Below are 21,006 nucleotides of genomic sequence, written 5' to 3' on the forward strand. Positions count from 1 at the left end.
AGGGTCGGGGTATGAGTGAGGACCGGAGCCCCGAAGAGATCGTGCGGCAGTGGCGGGAGGCCGTCGAGCGGGGGGATCTCGTCCTTCTCGACGGGTTCCACGCGCTGAAGCACGCCCTGCGGTTCGGGGCGGATGTGCGCATGGCCGTCGCCGACGACCCCGGGGCGGTACGGGCGCTCGCCGGCGAGCTGGCCCCGGATGTCGAGGAGGACGTGGCCCGGCTGGTGCGGCCGGCGTCACTCAAGGGGCTGCTGCCCCGCGTGCACCCCACCGGGGTCGCCGCCCTCGCCGTGCGGCCCGACAGGGACGCGGGGCGGGCCGGGCTCGACCGGATGCCGCGCCGCGCGCCCGTCGTCGTACTCGACAACCCCCGCAACCTCGGCAACGTCGGAGCCGTCGTGCGGCTCGCCGCGGGCTTCGGGGCCACCGGTGTGGTGACGCGCGGCGACCTCGACCCCTGGCACCCGAACGTGGTCCGGGCCGGGGCCGGGCTGCACTACGCCACCACCGTCGACCGGCTGGAGCTGGACGAACTGCCGCCCGGGCCGCTCTACGCGCTCGACCCGGAGGGCGAGGACATCCGCACCCTCACCCTCCCGGACGACGCGCTGCTCGCCTTCGGCTCGGAGAGGCACGGCATCTCACCCGAGCTGCGTGAACGAGCCGACCACCTGGTCGCACTTCCGATGCGGCCGCAGGTCTCCAGCTACAACCTGGCCACCAGCGTGGCCATGACCCTGTTCCACTGGGGCGGGCCCAGGGACACGGCTTAGGCCTGGCGGCGGACCTCCACCACGCGGAAGCGGTTCGACACGAAGGCGCCGTCGCACAGGGCCGCGTTGGCCGCCGGGTTGCCGCCCGAGCCGTGGAAGTCCGAGAACGCCGCGGTCTGGTTGACGTACACCCCGCCGGTGAGGTTCAAGGAGAGCTGCGCGGACTCCTCCAGGCAGACCTCCTCGATCGCCCGCTCGGTGTCCGCGGACGTCGTGTACGCGCCCACGGTCATGGCGCCCTTCTCGCGGACCGTACGGCGCAGGAGGTCGAGGGCGTCGGCGGTCGAGTCCACCGCCACCGCGAAGGAGACCGGGCCGAAGCACTCCGAGAGGTACGCCGCGTCCGGGTCCGGCTTGGAGGCGTCCAGCTTCACCATGACCGGCGTGCGGACCACCGCGTCCGGGAACTCCGGGTTCGCGACCTCGCGGGAGGCCAGCGCGACCTCGCCCAGGCCTGCCGCCGCTTCCAGCCGGGCCTTGACGTCCGGGTTGACCAGCGCGCCCAGCAGCGCGTTGGCCCGGGCGTCGTCGCCCAGCAGGCCGCCGACCGAGGCGGCGAGATCGGCGACGACCTCGTCGTACGTCTTGTGTCCGGCGTCCGTGGCGATGCCGTCGCGCGGGATCAGCAGGTTCTGCGGGGTGGTGCACATCTGGCCGCTGTACAGGGACAGGGAGAAGGCCAGGTTGGAGAGCATCCCCTTGTAGTCGTCCGTGGAGTCGAGGACGACGGTGTTGACGCCCGCCTTCTCCGTGTAGACCTGCGCCTGGCGGGCGTTGGTCTCCAGCCAGTCGCCGAACTCCGTGGACCCGGTGTAGTCGATCAGCTTGATCTCGGGGCGGAGCGCGAGGGTCTTGGCGATGCCCTCGCCCGGACGCTCGACCGCCAGCGCGACCAGGTTCGCGTTGAAACCGGCCTCGGCGAGGACCTCTCGGGCCACCTGGACCGTGAGCGCCAGCGGGAGGACGGCGCGCGGGTGCGGCTTCACCAGCACCGCGTTGCCGGTGGCCAGGGAGGCGAACAGGCCCGGGTAGCCGTTCCAGGTGGGGAAGGTGTTGCAGCCGATCATCAGGGAGATGCCGCGCGGGACCGCCGTGAAGGTCTTGCCGAGCTCCAGCGGGTCGCGCTTGCCCTGCGGCTTCGACCAGTCGGCCTGGCCGGGGACACGGGTCTGCTCCTCGTACGCGTAGGCCACGGCCTCCAGGCCGCGGTCCTGGGCGTGCGGGCCGCCCGCCTGGAACGCCATCATGAAGGCCTGCCCGCTGGTGTGCATGACCGCGTGGGCGAACTCGTGCGTGCGGGCGGAGATGCGCGACAGGATCTCGATGCAGACCAGGGCGCGCGCCTCGGGGCCCGCGTCGCGCCAGGAGGCCATGCCGGCCTTCATCGCGGGCAGCAGGACGTCCGGGTCGGCGTGCGGGTACTCGACGCCGAGGGCCGGGCCGTACGGGGACACCTCGGCGCCGGTCCAGCCGTCCGTACCGGGCTGGTCCAGGTCCAGCCGGGTGCCGTGGAGGGCTTGGAAGGCGGCGAGGCCGTCGGCCGGGGCGGTCTCCCCGTAGGCCTTGGGGTGCTCGGGGTGCGGGGACCAGTAGGCGCGGCTGCGGATCGCCGACAGGGCCTGGTCCAGGGTGGGCCGGTGCTTGGCGGACAGCTGGGGGACGGTGAGCTCGGCGGCCATCAGGGACCAACTCCTCGTTGAGCCGGGCGAAGGAGAGCAGACTGGAGTTAGAGTAACCGAACGATCGGTCGGGACAAGAGGGCCCGGCGGACCTGTGGATAAGTCGGTGCGGGAGGATCAGGACATGACAGCAATCGAGCGGTCCCGCACTGTGGCGGTCGTCGGCGCGGGCACCATGGGCCAGGGAATCGCCCAGGTCGCCCTTCTCGCAGGTCACCGCGTGCTGATCTACGACATCGACGCCGCCCTCGCCGCCGACGGCGTCGTCATGGTGCAGGACCGCGTCGAGCGGATGGCCGCCAAGGGCCGCCTGGATCGCGCCGAGGCCGAGGACGCGATCGGCCGGATCGGTTCGGCGGGAGCCCTCGCAGACCTCGCCGGGGCCGCCCTCGTCATCGAGGCGGTGGTCGAGAACGTCACCGTCAAGCAGTCGCTCTTCGCCGCACTCGAAGAGGTGGTTTCGCCCAACGCGCTGCTGGCCACCAACACCTCCTCCCTCTCCGTCACCGAGCTCGCCGCCGGTCTCGCGCACCCCGGCCGCTTCCTCGGCCTGCACTTCTTCAACCCGGCCCCGCTGCTCCCGCTCGTCGAGGTGATCAGCGGTTTCGCGACCGACCCGGCCGCCGCCGAGCGCGCGTACGCCACGGTCCTCGGCTGGGGGAAGACCCCGGTGCGCTGCGCCGACACCCCCGGCTTCATCGTCAACCGGATCGCCCGCCCCTTCTACGCCGAGGCCTTCTCGGTGTACGAGGAGCAGGGCGCCGACCCGGCCACCATCGACGCCGTGCTCCGCGAGAGCGGCGGCTTCAAGATGGGCCCGTTCCAGCTGACCGACCTGATCGGCCAGGACGTCAACGAGGCCGTGACCCGCTCCGTGTGGGAGTCCTTCTTCCGCAGCCCCAAGTTCACCCCCTCCCTCGCGCAGCGCCGGCTGGTCCAGTCGGGCCGCCTCGGCCGCAAGTCGGGGCACGGCTGGTTCCCGTACGGCCAGGACGCCGCCGTGCCGCCGCCGCACACCGCCGCGCCCGAGGACGCCCCGGACAAGGTCACGATCGTCGGCGACCTCGGGCCCGCGGCGGAGCTGGCCGACCTCCTGGAGGAGGCCGGCATCGCGGTCGACGCCACCGGGCACGGGGGCCCGTACATCCAGCTGCCCGGCGAGGGCCAGCTGGTCCTCGCGGACGGCAAGACCTCCGTGGAGTTCGCGGACGTCGTCTACTTCGACCTCGCCCTCGACTACCGGGGTGCCACCCGCATCGCGCTCTCCGCCAGCGAGGACACCAGCGAGCGGACCCTCGCCGAGGCCGTCGGCCTGTTCCAGAAGCTCGGCAAGAAGGTCTCCGTCATCGGCGACGTGCCCGGCATGATCGTCGCCCGGACCGTGGCGATGCTGATCGACCTCACGGCCGACGCGGTCGCACGCGGCGCCGCCACCGCCGAGGACATCGACACGGCGATGAAGCTCGGCGTCAACTACCCGCTCGGACCGGCCGAATGGCACGACCGGCTCGGCCGGGACTGGGCCTACGACCTGCTGCACCACCTCGACGAGCGCTGTCCCGGCGGGCGGTACGCGCCCTCGCTGGCGCTGTTCAAGCTGGGCTACGCCGCCGGTGAAGAGGACGAGACGGACGAGACGGACGAGGCGGGGGAGACCGAGTGACCACGGCGAAGCGGGACACCTACACCCCCGAGACCCTGCTGTCCGTCGCCGTCCGGGTCTTCAACGAACGCGGCTACGACGGCACCTCGATGGAGCACCTCTCCAAGGCCGCGGGCATCTCGAAGTCCTCGATCTACCACCACGTCACGGGCAAGGAGGAGCTGCTCCGGCGCGCCGTGAGCCGCGCCCTCGACGGGCTCTTCGCCGTCCTGGAGGAGCCGGGCGCGATACGCGGCCGGGCCGTGGACCGCGTGGAGTACGTGACGCGCCGCACGGTGGAGGTGCTCGTCGGCGAACTGCCGTACGTGACCCTGCTGCTGCGGGTCCGCGGCAACACGCGGACCGAGCGCTGGGCGCTGGAACGCCGCCGCGAGTTCGACCACCAGGTCGCCGACCTCCTCAAGGCCGCCGCCGCCGAGGGCGACCTCCGCGCGGACGTGGACATCCGCCTCGCCACCCGCCTGCTCTTCGGCATGGTGAACTCCCTGGTCGAGTGGTACCGCCCGCACCCGGGCACGGGCCCCGACCAACTCGCGGACGCGGTGGTCACCATGGCCCTGGACGGCCTGCGGACCGCTCGCTGACCCCTTTGGGTGAACCACGGCGCGCCCGGTGACCTGCGGGCAGTGGCCACGCACAGCGCCCCGGGAACGGCTGCAGGCCGTTCCCGGGGCGCCGTCGTGTCCGGCTGCTACTCCTCGGTGAGCGGCGTGGGCCCCGTCGGCCCCGGACCCGGGCCCGTGTCCAGCAGATCCGTTTCCTCGAAGACCAGCAGGGTGCGCGTGGAGAGGACCTCCGGGATGGCCTGGAGCCGGGTCAGGACCAGTTCGCGCAGGGTGCGGTTGTCCGGGGTGTGGACCAGCAGCAGTACGTCGAAGTCGCCACTGACCAGGGCGATGTGCGCGGCGCCCGGGAGCTCGCGCAGCTGTTCGCGGACCGTGCGCCAGGAATTCTGGACGATCTTCAGCGTGATGTACGCGGAGGCCCCCTGACCGGCACGTTCGTGGTCGACGCGGGCCGTGAACCCGCGGATCACCCTGTCGTCGATGAGCCGGTTGATGCGGGCGTAGGCGTTCGCGCGCGAGACGTGCACCTGTTCCGCCACCGAGCGTATCGACGCGCGGCCGTCCGCCTGGAGCAGTCGCATGATGGATCTGTCGATCGGGTCCAGGGGACGGGGTGGCACGGATGGGACTCCAGAGGTGCCCCCTGGCGGGACCGGTGCGGAACCCGCTCCGGCCATTTGTTCATCCGGCATTGCCCGATGCCTCCCTCTTCTGGACGTCCTGCATCCATCCCAGGGCCCCGGCGCCAGTTTGTCCACAGCCTGGAGCCGCCTGTAGCCAAATTGCGCGGACAACCGAACAATCGGTAGGTGAGGCGCCTCACATTCCCCCGGCCACCGCCGGGGGTGTCCCCGGAGCGCCCAGTCGACTTCCCACGAGGAGGTGTACGCCGCCATGACGGTCCAAGAGCTGCCCGGTGCCGGTGCGTCCCACCGTCCCACCCCGCCGCCCGCCTGGAGGCCCCGTACGGACGCCGCGCCGCTGCTGCCGGACCCGGAGCCCTACCGGGTGCTGGGCACACCGGCGGCCGACCGGCTGGACCCCGCGCTGATGCGCCGCTGCTACGCGGAGCTCGTGCGCGGCCGCCGGTACAACGCGCAGGCCACCGCGCTGACCAAGCAGGGGCGGCTCGCCGTCTACCCGTCCACCGTGGGCCAGGAGGCCTGCGAGATCGCGGCGGCCATGGTCCTGGAGGACCAGGACTGGCTCTTCCCGAGCTACCGCGACACCCTGGCGGCCGTCGCGCGCGGGCTGGACCCCGTACAGGCGCTGACGCTGCTGCGAGGCGACTGGCACACCGGCTACGACCCGCGCGAGCACCGGATAGCCCCGCTCTCGACCCCGCTCGCCACCCAGCTGCCGCACGCGGTGGGCCTGGCGCACGCGGCCCGGCTGCGCGGCGACGACGTCGTTGCCCTGGCCATGGTCGGCGACGGCGGCACCAGCGAGGGTGACTTCCACGAGGCACTGAACTTCGCCGCCGTCTGGCAGGCGCCGGTGGTCTTCCTCGTGCAGAACAACGGCTTCGCGATCTCCGTCCCGCTGGCCAAGCAGACCGCCGCCCCGACGCTGGCCCACAAGGCCGTGGGGTACGGGATGCCCGGCCGGCTGGTCGACGGCAACGACATCGCGGCGATGCACGAGGTACTGACCGAGGCTGTCCGGCGGGCCCGTGCAGGCGGCGGCCCGACCCTGATCGAGGCCGTCACCTACCGGATGGAGGCCCACACGAACGCCGACGACGCCACCCGGTACCGCGGCGACGCCGAGGTCGAGGCCTGGAAGGCGCACGACCCGGTCGACCTGCTGGAGCGCGAGCTGACCGCGCGCGGGATCCTCGACGAAGTGGGCATCCAGGAGGCGCGTGACGCGGCCGAGACGATGGCCGCGGAGCTCCGCGAGGGGATGAACGCGGACCCGGTGCTGGACCCGATGGACCTCTTCGCGCACGTCTACGCGGAGCAGACCGGCAGGCTGCGCGAACAGGCGGCCATGCTGCGCGCCGAGCTCGACGCGGAGGGAGACGCATGACCACGGTGGCGGCCAAGGCGGCCAAGTCGGGGGTCAAGCCCGCGACGATGGCCCAGGCACTGACCCGGGCGATGAGAGACGCGATGGCCGAGGACCCGACGGTCCACGTCATGGGCGAGGACGTCGGGACGCTCGGCGGGGTCTTCCGGATCACGGACGGCCTGGCGAAGGAGTTCGGCGAGGACCGCTGTACGGACACCCCCCTCGCGGAGGCGGGCATCCTGGGCGCGGCGGTCGGCATGGCCATGTACGGGCTGCGCCCGGTCGTGGAGATGCAGTTCGACGCGTTCGCGTACCCGGCCTTCGAGCAGCTGATCTCGCACGTGGCGAAGATGCGCAACCGTACGCGGGGCGCGATGCCGCTTCCGATCACCATCCGCGTGCCGTACGGCGGCGGTATCGGCGGCGTGGAGCACCACTGCGACTCCTCCGAGGCGTACTACGTGGCGACGCCGGGCCTGCACGTGGTGACCCCGGCGACGGTCGATGACGCGTACGGACTGCTGCGCGCGTCGATCGCCAGCGACGACCCGGTGATCTTCCTGGAGCCGAAGCGGCTGTACTGGTCGAAGGCCGACTGGTCGCCCGAGGCGCCGACGGCCGTTCCCGGGATCGGGAAGGCGCTGGTCCGGCGTACGGGCACGAGCGCGACCCTGATCACGTACGGGCCCTCGCTCCCGGTGTGCCTGGAGGCGGCCGAGGCGGCGCGCGAGGAGGGCTGGGACCTGGAGGTCGTGGACCTGCGCTCGCTGGTCCCCTTCGACGAGGACACGGTCGTGGAGTCCGTACGCCGGACCGGGCGCGCGGTGGTCGTCCACGAGGCGAACGGCTTCGGCGGACCGGGTGCGGAGATCGCCGCCCGGGTCACGGAGCGGTGCTTCCACCACCTGGAGGCGCCGGTGCTGCGGGTGACGGGCTTCGACATCCCGTACCCGCCGCCGATGCTGGAGAAGCACCACCTGCCGGGAGTGGAACGGATCCTGGACACCGTCGCACGCCTGCAGTGGGAGAACTGATGCCGCAGGTCATGGAGTTCAAGCTGCCCGATCTCGGTGAGGGCCTGACCGAGGCCGAGATCGTGCGCTGGCTGGTGGCGGTGGGCGATGTCGTCGCCATCGACCAGCCGGTCGTCGAGGTCGAGACGGCCAAGGCGATGGTGGAAGTGCCCTGCCCGTACGGCGGCGTGGTCACCGCCCGTTTCGGGGAAGAGGGGGAGGAGCTTCCGGTCGGGGCCCCGCTGATCACGGTGGCCGTGGGCGCGGAGTCGATGCCGGAAGCTCCGAAGGCCCCGGAGGCCGATGCCGAAGGCTCCGGCAGCGTGCCCCGGCCCCTGATCGGTTACGGCACGGACCACTCGCGCCCGGCGCGACGGCGACGGGTGCGACCCGTCACCGCCGCGGTGTCGGCTCCCGCCGCGGCCCCGGCCCCGGCTCCCGTTCCCGTCGCGGCGGCTCCGGCCGTTCCGGCGGGGCCGGTGCCGGTGATCTCGCCGCTGGTGCGCAAGCTGGCCAAGGACAACGGGGTCGACCTGCGTGCCCTTCGCGGGTCGGGTCCGGAGGGCCTGATCATGCGGGCGGACGTCGAGGCGGCGCTGCGCGCGCCGGAGCCGGTGGTGGCGGCCGCGGCCGCGGCACCCGTGGCCGTGACCGCGACCGCGGGTGAACGGATTCCGCTCAAGGGCGTGCGCGGGGCGGTCGCCGAGAAGCTGTCGCGCAGCCGGCGGGAGATTCCGGACGCCACCTGCTGGGTCGACGCGGACGCCACCGAACTGATGGCGGCCCGGGCCGCGATGAACGCCGTGGGCGGGCCCAAGATCTCGGTGCTCGCGCTGCTGGCGCGGATCTGCACGGCCGCGCTGGCCCGGTACCCGGAGCTCAACTCCACCGTGGACCTGGAGGCGAAGGAGATCGTCCGGCTGCCGGCCGTGCACCTGGGCTTCGCGGCCCAGACGGACCGGGGTCTGATGGTTCCGGTGGTGCGCGACGCCCATACGCGCAATCCGGAGTCCCTGTCGGCGGAGTTCGCCCGGCTGACGGAGCTGGCGCGGGCGGGGAAGCTGGCTCCGGCCGATCTGACGGGCGGCACGTTCACCCTGAACAACTACGGGGTGTTCGGGGTCGACGGCTCCACGCCGATCATCAACCACCCGGAGGCGGCGATGCTCGGGGTGGGGCGGATCATGCCGAAGCCGTGGGTCCACGGCGGGGAGCTGGCGGTCCGCCAGGTCGTACAGCTGTCGCTGACGTTCGACCACCGGGTCTGCGACGGCGGGACGGCGGGCGGGTTCCTCCGCTACGTCGCCGACTGCGTGGAGTCCCCGGCGGTTCTGCTGCGCAGCCTGTAGTCCGGCGGGGGCGGGGTGGGGCGGGGCCGCTGCGCGGCGCCGCCCCACCCCGCCCTTCTCCCGGTTCGGGGCCCGGACCCGGGCCCCGAACCGGGGCTCAGGCCGCCGTACCCGTCGCCGTACCCGCCGGCGTGACGAGCAGCAGCTTGCCCACGTGGCTGCTCGACTCCATGACCCGGTGCGCCTCGGCGGCCTCCGGCATCGGGAACGTCGCGTGCACCACCGGCCGCACCCGCCCCGCCGACACCAGGGGCCACACGTGCTCCCGTACGGCCGCGACGATGGCCGCCTTCTCCTCCAGCGGGCGGGCCCGCAGTGAGGTGGCGGTGATCGCGGCCCGCTTGGCCAGCAGCGCGGCGAGGTTCAGTTCGGCCTTCACGCCGCCCTGGAGCCCGATGATCGCCAGCCGGCCGTTCACGGCGAGGGCGTCCACGTTCCGGGAGAGGTACTTCGCGCCCATGATGTCCAGGATCACGTCCGCCCCGGCTCCGCCCGTCGCCGCCCGCAGCTCGGCCACGAAGTCCTGCTCGCGATAGTCGATCAGGATGTCGGCGCCCAGCTCCTTGCACCGCGCGAGCTTCTGCGGCCCTCCGGCCGTCACCGCGACCGTCGCGCCCACCGCTTTCGCCAGCTGGACCGCCATCGTCCCGATGCCGCTGGATCCGCCGTGCACCAGCAGGGTCTCGCCGGGTCGCAGCCCGGCCACCATGAACACGTTGGACCACACGGTCGTGACGACCTCGGGCAGCGCGGCCGCCGTGACCAGGTCCACGCCCGTCGGGACGGGCAGCAGCTGGCCGACCGGTACGGCCACCTTCTGCGCGTACCCGCCGCCGGCCAGGAGGGCGCACACCTCGTCGCCCACCGACCAGCCGGACACACCCGGCCCGACCGCGGAGATCCGCCCGGAGCACTCCAGCCCCGGGTACCGGGAGGCACCGGGCGGGGGGTCGTAGAACCCCTGGCGCTGGAGGATGTCGGCGCGGTTCACGGCGCTCGCCGCGACCTCGACGAGGACCTGGCCCTCGCCCGCCACCGGATCGGGTACGTCGGTCCAGACGAGGGCCTCGGGGCCGCCGGGCTGCTCGATGGTGATCGCATGCATGGCCCGGAGGCTACGCGAAGCGGCGGCTACTGCGCAGGACCCAGTATCACCGGCGGCGAAGTCGGTGGTGCCGCCCGCACGATGGTGATGAGACGGTCCGTCAGCTGCAGCGGGCTCGCGTGCGGGTCGTCGTACGGGAGCAGCCGGTGCCCGCGCAGCACGCTCACCACCAGGTCGTCCGTCTCCCGCACCGACTTGCCCACTTCGGCCCGGTTGACGGGCCGTTCGACGAGGTCGAGGCCGCTGCCCTGCTGGATCAGGTCCTCCATCACGGTGCCCGCGCTGGGGCTGAGGACCGAGAGGCCCAGTAGTCGGCCCGCCGCGCTCGCGCTCGTGATGACGGCGTCGGCGCCGGACTGCCGCAGCAGCGGCGCGTTCTCCTCCTCGCGGACCGCTGCGACGATCTTCGCGCCCCGGTTGAGCTGCCGCGCCGTCAGCGTGACCAGCACGGCCGTGTCGTCCCGCTGGGTGGCGATGATGATCTGCCGGGCCTTGTGCAGCTCGGCGCGGAGCAGCACGTCGGAGCGGGTGGCGTCGCCGATCACGCCCGTGAAGCCCTCCGCGTTGGCCATGTCGATCACCTTGCTGCTGGGGTCGATGATGACGACCTGCTCCTTGGACAGGCCGGTGGTCAGCAGCGTCTGCAGGGCCGAGCGGCCCTTGGTGCCGAAGCCGACGACGACCGTGTGCTCGCGCAAGTTCTTCCTCCAGCGGTTCAGCCGCCACTCTTCCCTCGTCCGCTCCGTCAGGACTTCCAGGGTGGTACCGACCAGGATGATCAGGAACAGCACGCGCAGCGGCGTGATCACCAGGATGTTGATCAGTCGTGCGCTGTCGCTGTACGGGACGATGTCGCCGTAGCCGGTCGTCGACAGGGTCACGGTGGCGTAGTAGAAGCAGTCGAGGAGGTCGACCTGCTCGTTGGCGTTGTCGTGGTAGCCGTCGCGGTCCAGCCACACGATGAGGACCGTCAGGAAGAGCACGGACAAGGCCATCAGCAGGCGCTTGCCGACCTGCCTGAGCGGCTTCTCGACGACGCGCCGGGGCAGGTTGATGCGCCGGGAGACGAGTTTCTCGTCGGCGCCACGGGCCATGGCGTCGGAACCGTGGAGTTTCACGTGAAACATCCTCCCGACGCCCACGGCAGATCCAGGATCTCCAGCTCCTGCCCCGACCGGGCGCCGTGCGGCGGTACGACGGCCAGCGCATCGGCGGCGGCCACGCCGCGCAGCATGGCGGGGCCGTTGTAGCGCAGCGGCGCCGCGTGCTCGCCGCTCAGCTGGACCGGGACCAGCCGGGTGTCGTTCGGGTGGCCCGGTACGTCGCCCTCGACCGTGGCCGTGCAGCGGGGCCGTCGGCGACGGCCGGCCAGGGCGCGCAGCAACGGATCGGCGAGGGTCAGCAGCCCGGAGACGGCGGCCAGGGGGTTCCCGGGCAGCCCGACCAGGTACCGGACCGTGTTCTGGCCGGGGGCCTCGCCGATGCGGGCCAGCAGCATCGGGTGGCCGGGGCGAACGGCCACGCCGTCGACCAGGAGTTCGGCGCCGGCCCGGCGCAGTACGGGGTGGACGTGGTCGACGGGCCCGGACGCGGTGCCACCGGTGGTGACGACGACGTCGGCGGCGGAGGTGGTGACGGCCTCGTGGAGGGCTTCGGCCCCCGCGGGGTCGTCGCCGAGCCGCCGCGTGCCGATGACCTCGGCGCCGAGGCGGGTGAGCCAGGGGCCGAGCATGGGGCTCAGCGCGTCGCGGATGAGGCCGTCGTGGGGGCGGCCTTCGGTGAGGAGCTCGTCGCCGAGCACCAGGATCTCCACGCGGGGGCGGGGCCAGGTGGTCAGTTCGTCGTACCCGGCCGCCGCTGCGAGGCCCAGCACGGCCGGGGTGACCAGGGACCCGGCGGGCAGCAGCAGGTCGCCGGAGCGGCACTCCTGGCCGCGCGGGCGGATGTCCTGGCCGGTGTGGACGGGCCGGCCGGCGAAGAGCTGCGTGCCGCTCTCGCGGCAGTGCTCGCTGCGGATGACGGCGGTGGTGTCGGCGGGGATCCGGGCGCCGGTGGCGATCTGTACGGCCTCGCCGTCCGCGAGGGGCTCGGGCCGCCCGGAGCCTGCCAGTACGTCGGCGCCGGCGCGGATGGTCCACGGGCCGGGACCGGCGACGGCCCAGCCGTCCATGGCGGAGGTGTCGAAGGAGGGCAGGTCGGTCAGGGCATCCAGGGGCTCGGCCAGTACCTCGCCGAGGGCGTCCGCGAGGGGGACCTGGTGGGTGCGGGCCCGCACACCGCTCCCGGCGTGGACGGCGATGTCCCGGGCCCGCGCCCAGACGCTGGCGCGGTGGCCGCCGGCGCCGCCCGCCTCGGGGGCGCGTCTGACCAGGGCCAGGGCCTGGTCCAGCGCGTGTTCGCCGTCGGTGGGGGTCATCCGGAGCCGTTCTCTTGAGATGTGGCGTCGGCCTCCGCCTCGGCGGCCCAGCGCAGCGCCAGATCGGCCGCCTTGCGGGAGGCTTCGGCGACGGCCTGGGCGGGGTCGGTTCCGGCGGCCTCGGCCCGCGCCGCCGCGTAGCCGACCAGGAAGGTGGTCAGCGGTGCGGCGGGCCGGGCGACGCCGTGTGCGGCATCGCGGGCGAGGTCGAGCAGGGCCTTGGTGTCGACGGGGAGGTCGAGGCCCAGCTCGTTCTTGACGGCGGTGATCCATTGGTCCAGCACGGTTCCATGCTCCCTGATCCGGGCGCGGGCGGCGGCAAGATCTTCCCAGGTGTCGCAGTCGAAGGAGGCGAGTGGCCGCGCCGCGACGCGGGCGAGGTCCAGTTCGGCGGTGACCGCGCGCAGCGGGAGCCCGGCGAGTCCGCCGTGCTCGGTGGCGAGGAGGGCCAGCTCGCGGCGGAGCGGTTCGGCCCGGTAGACGGCGATGAGCGGCTGGTCCCGGCCGGTCGGATCGCGCAGCAGCGCCCCCTCGCGCCCGCCGGGCGCGGTCAGCAGGGACCGTACGGTCTCCCGGTCCAGGAACGGCAGGTCCGCGGAGAGTACGAGGACCAGCTCGGCGGCGGTCTGCCGCAGACCGGCGTCCAGCGCGGCGACGGGACCGCCACCGGGCGGATCCTCGCGGGTCCAGCGCACCGGGCGGGCGGTGGCCCGGCGGCTGCCGACCACGACGGTGCTCCGGGCGTCCGGGCAGGCGTCCAGGACGCGGTCCAGGAGGGGCCGGCCGCCGACGCTCAGCGCGGGTTTGTCCGCCCCGCCGAGGCGCTGCGCGGCTCCGCCGGCCAGGACGATCGCGTCGTAATTCATGCCCCAGAGTATGCGGCGGACCCCTCCCCGGCGGACCTCCCCGGCGGACCTCCCGGCGGTGCCGAGGGATCCGGGTGGCCGAAAAGACGGAGGCGGGTCCGGATCGCCGTGAGTGCGATGCGGACCCGCCGTGGTGCTGCTCGCCGTCGGGTGGCTAGAGGTACGGGCCCGAGCGGATCGCTCCGTGGCCGCCGTCGTCTTCGTCGTCGTGGGGGGCGCCGGCCGGCAGGGCCCGGCGCATCTGCTCCAGTTGGGCCCGCGCCGCCATCTGCTGCGCGAACAGGGCCGTCTGGATGCCGTGGAACAGGCCTTCCAGCCAGCCCACCAACTGCGCCTGGGCGATGCGCAGTTCTGCCTCGGAAGGAATGGCCTCGTTGGTGAACGGGAGGGACAGGCGCTCCAGTTCCTCCACGAGCTCGGGGGCCAGGCCGTCCTCCAGTTCCTTCACCGAGGCGGCATGGATGTCCTTGAGCCGGACTCGGCTCGCCTCGTCGAGAGGCGCGGCGCGTACCTCTTCCAGGAGTTGCTTGATCATGCTGCCGATCCGCATGACCTTGGCGGGCTGTTCGACCATCTCCGTCACCGGGACCTCGCGCGACTCGTCATCGGCGCCGCCGACCGTCATCCCGTCCTGTCCCACGATCAGGACGTGCGGGGGACTGTCCTGCGACCGTTCACTCCTCGGCATCTCCATGCCGTCATTCTCTCGCACACCTTCGTTAGCAGACGGTGTGCCCCCGTACGAGCGTGATCCACCCTGTACGGAGGCAACTCGTCACTGCGTGCTCACTACCCGGCGGCCCGCCGGGCGAGCGCACCGCTGGACCGGGTGACCAGGGCGGCCAGCAGCGCCGCGCCCAGCGGGACGATGATCAGCAGTCCGCCGAGGGTCTCCCAGGGCACCACGATCGGCACGTAGATCTCGGTGTCCGAGGACTCGTACCCCATCGTGACGGCCCGCTCCAGGAACCGCTGCATCTCGCGGGCCTGGGCGAGCCGGAGTCCGACTGCCGGCAGGATGCCGGCCGCCGAGCCCAGGACGACGCCCATCAGGGCGATCACCCCGCACTGGAAGCCGCTCAGCGTGCGCCGTACCCGCGGGGGCGCGCCGACCGCGGCCAGCGTCTTCAGGTCGGCTTCGGCGTCGGCCTGGGCGAGCCCGGTGGCGATGCCCGCCGCGCCGATGGTGACCAGACCCGCGAAGATGGCCAGGGCGAGCATCTCGATGCTGTTGTCTCCCTGATAGCCCTGCTCGATCTTGACCTGGGCGTCCACGCCCATCGTGTCGAAAGTGCCGTCCAGCCGCTGGCGCTGCTCGCTGCTCGGCGCGGCGTCGAGCGCGAAGTACGAGCCGTACGGGGCCGTCGTCATCCCGGCGGCCTTGGCCGTCGCGGCGGGCAGCACGAGCTTGAAGCCCCAGCCGTTGACGTCCTCCGGCACCTGGTAGACCGCCAGGACCTTGTCCTCGCCCGGCGGGTCTTCGCGCTTGCTGCGCGCGCTGTCGGCCGCGTCCGGGTCGGTGATGAGCCGGATGGTGACCTTGCCGTCCTTCACGTTCTGCTTGTCGAAGGAGACGGGCTTGCCCGACTTCAGCGCGGCCACGGCGCCCGGGTCGGTCACGGCCAGCGCGGTCAGCAGTTTCTCGTCGGCGATGACCGCGTCGTTCTCCACGAAGTTCCGGTGCCGGGGCATCGCGCAGCGCCAGTCCTTGCGCAACTCCTTGACCTGCTCGGGGGTGAAGTCCGCGGGTCCGTGCGGGGACTCGGACATCGGGCAGCGCTGCTCCTTGGGCACGACGATCTCGGCGCGCCCGCAGCCGGTGTCGTTCGAGTACGAGTCGCAGCCCGGCCTGCCGACGACCAGGCGGTCCACGTCGGCCCGTACGGACGGCGAGAACTCCTTGGACAGGGCCTCGCGCACGGCCGCCACGTCCTTGTAGGCGCTGTTGTCGGCCATCGAGACCACCCCGGTGTGGTGCGGCAGGTCGGCGACGTACTCGTGCCGGGCCTGGACCTCCTGGCTGTGCTGGTACGTCGCCACCGCGACGGTGCCGGCCACGGCGGCCAGGACCGCGGCCACGGCGGGCGCCGTGCGCCCCCGGTTGCGCACGGCGTCGCGCAGCGCGAGCCGCGGCGACAGCGGCAGCCAGCGCCCGATCCGCCCGAAGAGGCCGACCAGCACCGGCGTGAGGGCGACCACGCCGAGTTCGGCGACGGCGCTGCCGCCCGCGACGACCAGGGAGCCCGTCTCGGACACCGTGCCGTACAGGGCGATGGCGGCGCCGCCCGCGACGGCGATCAGGCCGATGACCGGCAGCACCCGGTTGGCCCGGCGGATGCCGCGGCGCCCGGTGAGCGAGGCCAGTACGGTCTGCCGCGAGGCGGTGATCGCGGGGGCGATGGCGGCCAGCAGGCCGGTCACTACGGCGAGCAGGGCGATGGCGGCCAGCTCCAGCGGGCGGAGCTCGAACCCGCCCCAGCGCAGCCCGAGGTACTCCTCCAGCAGTGGCCGCAGCCCGAGGGTGAGGGCGATGCCGATGACGGTGCCGACGACCGCGGCGGCGGCGCCGATGACCAGGCCGCCGGAGAGCACGATCGCCCGGATGTGCCGCCGGTCGCCGCCGTTGGCGCCGACGAGGCCGAGCTGGCGGCGCGAGCGCCGGGCGCCGACCGCGAAGGCGGGACCGGCGAGCAGGCAGATCTCCAGCATGGCGAGACCGACGACGGTGGCCAGGACGGCCACTTCGACGGCGTGGCCCGAGTCGTCGGTGAACCGGTCCTTGGGCTCCTGTGCGTACAACGGCACGTCGGAGTCGGCGGGAGCGTGGAGGGTGACGGCACGCGAGATGGCGATCACGCCCTTGCCGTTGGCCTCCTTGACCATGTTCCACGTGAAACCATCGGCGCCGCCGACCTTCACGAGGTACTTGTCCTCGGCGTGCACCCCGGGCACCCCGGCGGCCTGCAGGGCCTTGTCGAGCGGGGTGAGCAGGGTCCCCGGCTGCGCGATGAGCTGCACTTCCTTGAGGGCGCTGGGCAGTTCGTAAGCGCCCACGATCTTGTACTCGTGGTCCGTGCCGCGCGGGTTGACGCTGGAGCCGACGAAGTAGCCGGACTCCTTCAGGAAGGCGGTGGTCGCGATGACCTCGCCCGCCCCCCCTGGCAGTCGGCCCCGGTCGAGGGTGAACCGGCCCTTCACCAGCGGGCTGTGCGTGTCGATCTCACGCAGGTCGGTGTCGAGGAGCCCGTGCGTGGTGCGCAACTTGGCGTGCCCGGTGCTGTCCTTGACGGCCTGGGCGCCCGCCGGGAGCGACTGCGGCAGCAGCTCCGGGTTCTCGTCCTGGGGCGGCTCGTACGAGTCGTAGCCGCCGACCGGAGAGAAGCGGTTGCCGTCCGGGCTCTGGTAGATCGGCACGTTCATGCGGGACAGCCTGAGCTCGGCGTCGGCGGCGCCGAGGCGGCGCTGGAGGTCCTGCTCGACGGAGAGTTCGGCGCTGCGCATCGTCAGGTCCGCGGCGCTGACTCCGACGATCGGCAGGGCGATCATCGCGAGGACGAGGATGCTGCGGCCCTTGGAGCGCCAGGCGTCGCGGCGGGCTATGCGGATGGCCGCGACCCAGGAGTGGTACCAGGAGATCACTGGCCGGCCGCCTGCCCCGAGAGGAGGGAGTCGGCCTGGCTGCGCAGCGTCTCGTCGACCACGGTGCCGTCGCGCAGGAAGACCACGCGGTCCGCCCAGGCGGCGAACCGCGGCTCGTGCGTGACGAGGACCCCGGCCGCGCCTGCGTCGCAGCGGGAACGCAGCAGGGCGAGGACGGATTCGCCGGTCTCGGAGTCGAGGGCGCCGGTGGGCTCATCGGCGAGGACCAGGCGGCGGTCGCCGACCAGGGCGCGGGCGATGGCCACGCGCTGCTGCTGGCCGCCGGACACCTCGTCGGGGAAGCGGTCGGCGAGCCGGCCGAGGCCCATCTCCTCCAGTGCGGCGAGCGCGGCGACACGGGCCTTGCGGGCGGAGGTGCCGTCGAGTTCCAGGGGCAGGGCCACGTTCTCGGCGGCGGTGAGGGCCGGGATCAGGTTGTAGTCCTGGAAGACGTACCCGATGCTGCGCCGGCGCAGCGCGGCCAGTTCCTTGCGGCCCGCCGTGGTGATGTCGGTGCCCTCGACGAAGACCCGGCCGCTGGTGGGGGTGTCGAGTCCGCCGGCGAGGGTGAGCAGCGTGGACTTGCCGGAGCCGGAGGGGCCCATGACGGCGACGAGTTCGCCGGGGAACACGGAGAGGTCGATGCCGCGCAGGGCGTGGACCTCGGTGGCCCCGCTGCCGTGGGTGCGGACGAGCTTGTCCAACTGGAGTACGGGTTGCTGGGCTTGGCGCTGGTCAGGCATGAAGGGTTCCCCCCTGAAAGGCGGTTCAGCCGCGCCGCGTGCGGGCGCTGCGGGGTCGGGCGGTGGTGGTCGGGGCAGCGGCCGGGACGGGCTCGTCGGCCTCGGTACCGGTGTCGGCGGCCCGCGGCGGTGCGGTCGCGGCGGCTTTCCCGTCGGCCGTCAGGGAGAGCCGGACGAGCCGGGATTCGCAGTGGTCGAGCCAGCGGGCCTCGGCCTCGGTCTGGAAGATGAGCTGTTCGAGGACCAGCAGCCAGGCCACGTCGTCGCGTTCGCGGGACTGTCCGCTCTCGACCGCGGCGAGCGCCGTGGCCTTGAGCCGGGTGTAGTCCTGCATCGCCTTGATCGTGGCGTGCCGCTGGGACTGGATGACGGCGCGGATGTCCACGCCGGGGGCGCCCACGGCCATGGCGAGCTTGATGGACAGCTCGTCGCGGGGCGGGTTGGCGCGGTCGACGGGGCGCTCGTACCACTCGCGCAGTTCGGTGCGGCCGCTGTCGGTGATGGCGTACAGGGTGTGCCCGGCGGCGTCCTCGCCGCCGGGGGCGACCAGGCCGTCGCGTTCCAGGCGGGCGAGGGTGGTGTACACCTGCCCGACGTTGAGCGGCCAGGTGGAGCCGGTGCGTGATTCGAACTCGGTGCGCAGCTGGGAGCCGTACCGAGGACCCCGTTCGAGCAGGGCCAGAAGGCCGTGGCGGATCGACATACTCGGTATGTATACCGAGTATGTTCACTCTGTGCAACCAACTCCGGTCGTACGTCTGAAGGGGGACGCGCCGGCCGGCGGCGGGCTAGTGCCCGCGCCGCAGCCGTACGCCGAGGTAGCCCAGACCCAGTCCCATCAGGGCGAATCCGGTGCCCAGCGGCAGTATGTGGGCGGCCAGGTCGGCGGCCCGGTCGTTCGGCTCGGTGCCGATGGCCCGGACGACGGCCTCGGGCGGGGTGGGCGCGACCTGCGGCGCGTCGGGGTGCGCGGGGTGCGCGGGGTGCGCGGGGGGTTCGAGGTGCGGCGGCCGGACCGGCAGCAGTGGGCGGGAGGCGACCAGCATCTCCGGGTTCGCGGGCTCGGTGGCGGGCCTGCCCGGCCGCTCCCGCCCGGACCCGGCGGCGCTGCCGGCGAGCCCCTCGCGCACGTCCTCCGGTACGTCGTCCAGTGCGGGCGCGGGAGCGGCGGGCGCGGGGAGGGCGAGCGCGGCAGTGGCGAGCGCGGGAACGGCGAGTACCGGAACGGCGAGTACGGGAACGGCCAGCGCGGGAACGGCGTACACCGGGCCGGCCACCGCGAACGCGGCGGCGGTCAGAACGGCCCGGGCCAGCCGGCGCGGCGGGCGGAAGCCTTGGATCACGGGTGCCCCTCCCGTCCCGAGAGACCGAGCTGTCCCGCCCAGATTTACATAATGGGGCAAAACCGGCATCCCGGGCCCCTTATCGGGTCCCGGGATGCCGGTGTGTCGCGCCCTGACCGGGCCGAGGTGCCTGAGCCGCTACTCCGGATTGCCGGTGGACACGGTCAGCGTGTACTCCGTGCCCTCCTTGTTGATCGGGTCGTCCGGGCGCGGGTTCTGCTCGAGCACCATGTCCTTGCCGTACACCGCCTCGTCCTTCTCGACGATCGTGTACTTGCCGCCCGAGGCCTGGATGCACTCCTTCACGGAGAGCAGGTTCTTGTAGCGCAGGTCCGGCGCCTGGTACTTCCCCGCGTCCTTGTAGTGCTTCGTCGGCTCCTTGCACTTCTTCGGGTCGATCGTGCGCGAGGGGTCCGGCCCCTTGAACCCGGCCTTGGCCGAGCCGGACGGCGCAGCCGAGCTCCCCGCGGTCGTCGCCTTGTCCTTCTTGTCGTCGTCGCCGTTCATCGAGATCGCGGCGATCAGGCCGCCGACGGCCAGCAGGGCCACCGCGATCGCGCCCACGATCACCGGCATGTTCCGCTTGTCGCCCCCGGCCCCGGCGGCGGCCGTGCCCGCCGCGGTCGCCGGCGAGATCGTGTACGGCGGCGGGGTCGGCGGCGCGTACTGCTGGTGCGGCGGGGGAGTGTGCGGGTAGGCGTAGCCTCCCTGCGTCTGCGGGGCGGGCGTCGGCGCGTACGGGGACGGCGCCTGGGTGTGCGGCTGCGGCTGGTACGGCTGCTGCACGGACGGCGCCGCCTGGAACCCGGAGTCCACCGGCGGGAAAACGGCCGAGGCCACGCCCGCGCCGCTGCCGCCCGTGGGGGCGCCCTGGACGATGACCGGGGCCCCGGTCTGCCCGGAGCCCAGCACGCGCGCGACCTCGTCGCCCATGGCCGCGGCCGTGGGGAAGCGCTCGTTCGGGTTCTTCTTCAGGGCCCGCGCCACCAGCGCGTCCATCGCCGGGGTCACCGAGCGGTTGATGGAGGACGGCGCGACCGGCTCCTCCTGCACGTGCGCGTACGCGATGGCCAGCGGCGAGTCGGCGTCGAACGGGATCCGCCCGGTCAGCAGCTGGAACAGCATGATGCCGACCGAGTACAGGTCGGACCGGGCGTCGACCCCGCGCCCCAGCGCCTGCTCGGGCGACAGGTACTGCGGGGTGCCGACGACCATGCCGGTCTGCGTCATCGAGGTGACGCCGGACTGCATGGCGCGGGCGATGCCGAAGTCCATCACCTTGACCACGCCGCGCTTGTTCACCATGACGTTGCCGGGCTTGATGTCGCGGTGGACCAGGCCCATCTCGTGGCTGGTCTCCAGCGCGGCCAGCACATCGGCCGTCACCTTCAGCGCCTTCTCCGCCGGCATGGCCCCGTACTGCCGGATGTCCGCGTCGAGCACCGAGCCGAGCGGCTGGCCCTCCACGTACTCCATGACGATGTACGGCATCACGGCGCCGTCGCCCGCGCCGGTGCCGAACGTCACTTCGCCTTCACCGGTATCGAATACCGAGACGATGTTCGTGTGCGACAGTTTGGCTACAGCCTGGGCCTCGCGGCGGAACCGCTCCCGGAAGGACTGCTCGCGGCCGAGGTCGCTGTGCAGGGTCTTGATGGCGACCTGCCGGTCGAGCGCCGAGTCGTAGGCCAGGTACACGGAGGCCATGCCGCCCGCACCCAGCAAGTCCCTTAGCTGGTAACGGCCACCGGCAAGAGAGCCGCCCGCGTACTGGCCCTGAGTGCCGTCCTGGCTCATGACTGTTGCTTCCCCTCGGGATGGTCCCTACGCGTCTGGCT

General features: G+C 72.8%; 18 protein-coding genes. 6 read left to right on the forward strand and 12 right to left on the reverse strand.

The genetic code is table 11. The annotated features are described in order from the left end of the window. Positions 1-11: 11 nt before the first annotated feature. On the forward strand, positions 12-773 hold the full coding sequence (locus tag ACFYOB_RS12230; protein WP_388558292.1) for a TrmH family RNA methyltransferase: 762 nt from the start codon (positions 12-14) through the stop codon (positions 771-773). Here ACFYOB_RS12230 and paaN read toward each other — a convergent pair. Continuing rightward, the gene (paaN, locus tag ACFYOB_RS12235) at positions 770-2,452 is read right to left on the reverse strand and encodes a phenylacetic acid degradation protein PaaN (RefSeq protein WP_388558295.1); all 1,683 of its coding nucleotides are present in this window, start codon (positions 2,450-2,452) and stop codon (positions 770-772) included. The two genes, ACFYOB_RS12230 and paaN, sit on opposite strands and share 4 nt — an antisense overlap. Positions 2,453-2,576: 124 nt before the next feature. Between paaN and ACFYOB_RS12240 the strand changes: the two genes are divergently transcribed. Both ACFYOB_RS12240 and ACFYOB_RS12245 read left to right on the forward strand, forming a co-directional pair. Then, positions 2,577-4,115 (forward strand): 3-hydroxyacyl-CoA dehydrogenase, encoded by a 1,539-nt coding sequence (locus ACFYOB_RS12240; protein WP_388558298.1) that lies wholly within the window; start codon positions 2,577-2,579, stop codon positions 4,113-4,115. Further along, positions 4,112-4,699, forward strand: coding sequence for a TetR/AcrR family transcriptional regulator (locus ACFYOB_RS12245; RefSeq protein ID WP_388558301.1), 588 nt, complete (start codon positions 4,112-4,114; stop codon positions 4,697-4,699). Before ACFYOB_RS12240 ends, ACFYOB_RS12245 begins: the two co-directional genes overlap by 4 nt. Before the next feature lie 107 nt (positions 4,700-4,806). On the opposite strand, the gene ACFYOB_RS12250 is transcribed toward ACFYOB_RS12245, so the two are convergent. Continuing rightward, positions 4,807-5,373, reverse strand: coding sequence for an Lrp/AsnC family transcriptional regulator (locus tag ACFYOB_RS12250; protein ID WP_388558304.1), 567 nt, complete (start codon positions 5,371-5,373; stop codon positions 4,807-4,809). 202 nt (positions 5,374-5,575) lie between these two features. Here ACFYOB_RS12250 and pdhA point away from each other — a divergent pair, with 202 nt between their 5' ends. From pdhA to ACFYOB_RS12265, 3 genes are read left to right on the forward strand one after another with little or no spacing between them, the layout of a single operon-like run. Beyond that, positions 5,576-6,712, forward strand: coding sequence for a pyruvate dehydrogenase (acetyl-transferring) E1 component subunit alpha (pdhA, locus tag ACFYOB_RS12255; protein ID WP_388558306.1), 1,137 nt, complete (start codon positions 5,576-5,578; stop codon positions 6,710-6,712). Continuing rightward, positions 6,709-7,728, forward strand: a complete 1,020-nt coding sequence (locus tag ACFYOB_RS12260) for an alpha-ketoacid dehydrogenase subunit beta (protein ID WP_388558309.1) — start codon at positions 6,709-6,711, stop codon at positions 7,726-7,728. The genes pdhA and ACFYOB_RS12260 overlap by 4 nt, the downstream gene beginning before the upstream one ends. Next, a complete protein-coding gene (locus ACFYOB_RS12265) occupies positions 7,728-9,056 on the forward strand; it encodes a dihydrolipoamide acetyltransferase family protein (RefSeq protein WP_388558312.1) in 1,329 nt (442 codons plus the stop codon). Before ACFYOB_RS12260 ends, ACFYOB_RS12265 begins: the two co-directional genes overlap by 1 nt. A gap of 97 nt (positions 9,057-9,153) precedes the next feature. On the opposite strand, the gene ACFYOB_RS12270 is transcribed toward ACFYOB_RS12265, so the two are convergent. The 10 genes from ACFYOB_RS12270 to ACFYOB_RS12315 all read right to left on the reverse strand — a co-directional run bounded on the left by ACFYOB_RS12270 (position 9,154) and on the right by ACFYOB_RS12315 (position 20,965). Beyond that, positions 9,154-10,161, reverse strand: a complete 1,008-nt coding sequence (locus tag ACFYOB_RS12270) for an NAD(P)H-quinone oxidoreductase (protein WP_388558315.1) — start codon at positions 10,159-10,161, stop codon at positions 9,154-9,156. Between the two features lie 26 nt (positions 10,162-10,187). After that, complete coding sequence (locus tag ACFYOB_RS12275; protein ID WP_388558318.1) at positions 10,188-11,288, reverse strand: potassium channel family protein; 1,101 nt, start codon at positions 11,286-11,288, stop codon at positions 10,188-10,190. Continuing rightward, positions 11,276-12,577, reverse strand: a complete 1,302-nt coding sequence (locus ACFYOB_RS12280; protein WP_388558321.1) for a molybdopterin molybdotransferase MoeA — start codon at positions 12,575-12,577, stop codon at positions 11,276-11,278. Before ACFYOB_RS12280 ends, ACFYOB_RS12275 begins: the two co-directional genes overlap by 13 nt. Continuing rightward, entirely contained in the window at positions 12,574-13,443 is an 870-nt protein-coding gene (locus ACFYOB_RS12285) for an NTP transferase domain-containing protein (protein ID WP_388558324.1), read from the reverse strand. The genes ACFYOB_RS12280 and ACFYOB_RS12285 overlap by 4 nt, the downstream gene beginning before the upstream one ends. 154 nt (positions 13,444-13,597) lie before the next feature. Beyond that, positions 13,598-14,137, reverse strand: a complete 540-nt coding sequence (locus ACFYOB_RS12290) for a bacterial proteasome activator family protein (RefSeq protein WP_388558327.1) — start codon at positions 14,135-14,137, stop codon at positions 13,598-13,600. Between the two features lie 95 nt (positions 14,138-14,232). Then, on the reverse strand, positions 14,233-17,082 hold the full coding sequence (locus tag ACFYOB_RS12295; RefSeq protein WP_388558330.1) for an FtsX-like permease family protein: 2,850 nt from the start codon (positions 17,080-17,082) through the stop codon (positions 14,233-14,235). Then, positions 17,079-17,825: an ABC transporter ATP-binding protein gene (locus ACFYOB_RS12300; protein ID WP_388558333.1), complete on the reverse strand. Its 747-nt coding sequence runs from the start codon at positions 17,823-17,825 to the stop codon at positions 17,079-17,081. The genes ACFYOB_RS12295 and ACFYOB_RS12300 overlap by 4 nt, the downstream gene beginning before the upstream one ends. 25 nt (positions 17,826-17,850) lie before the next feature. Then, on the reverse strand, positions 17,851-18,528 hold the full coding sequence (locus ACFYOB_RS12305) for a PadR family transcriptional regulator (protein ID WP_388558336.1): 678 nt from the start codon (positions 18,526-18,528) through the stop codon (positions 17,851-17,853). Positions 18,529-18,613: 85 nt separating this feature from the next. Beyond that, positions 18,614-19,168, reverse strand: coding sequence for a hypothetical protein (locus tag ACFYOB_RS12310; RefSeq protein WP_388558339.1), 555 nt, complete (start codon positions 19,166-19,168; stop codon positions 18,614-18,616). 138 nt (positions 19,169-19,306) lie between these two features. Then, positions 19,307-20,965, reverse strand: a complete 1,659-nt coding sequence (locus ACFYOB_RS12315) for a protein kinase (protein WP_388558342.1) — start codon at positions 20,963-20,965, stop codon at positions 19,307-19,309. Positions 20,966-21,006 lie beyond the last annotated feature (41 nt).

The sequence above is a fragment of the Streptomyces sp. NPDC006463 genome, from assembly GCF_042870715.1.
Taxonomy (GTDB): domain Bacteria; phylum Actinomycetota; class Actinomycetes; order Streptomycetales; family Streptomycetaceae; genus Streptomyces.